Source organism: Pseudomonas sp. SIMBA_068 (assembly GCF_046534705.1).
GTDB lineage: Bacteria > Pseudomonadota > Gammaproteobacteria > Pseudomonadales > Pseudomonadaceae > Aquipseudomonas > Aquipseudomonas putida.
Window position 1 is genome coordinate 1 of record NZ_JAWRYI010001767.1, and the last position, 232, is coordinate 232.

Here is a 232-nt window from a genome sequence, read left to right on the forward strand (position 1 = left end):
GTACTTGCGTTATCCGGCTTACTGCAGTTCCAGCAACAGGTTCAAACCACCATCCCCGCACTTGCCTTGGTCACGTACGACACCGTGATAACTGCGCCCGTCCCAAATGAACGCCACGCTGTGGGCCCGGTCGACCTTGTCGGGCAGTGGCGGACAAATGTGCAAACGCAACGCTGGCCGGCCCTGCAGGTTGAGGGCGGCGAGTTGGCACTGGCACTCCACGCTTTGCGCC

Annotated in this window: 1 protein-coding gene; it reads right to left on the reverse strand. The window is 61.6% G+C overall.

Going from position 1 to position 232, the window contains the following annotated elements; translation table 11 throughout:
• Nucleotides 1-18 precede the first annotated feature (18 nt).
• On the reverse strand, nucleotides 19-232 hold a 214-nt coding region (locus SB756_RS35825), incomplete at its 5' end, for a hypothetical protein (RefSeq protein ID WP_410913994.1).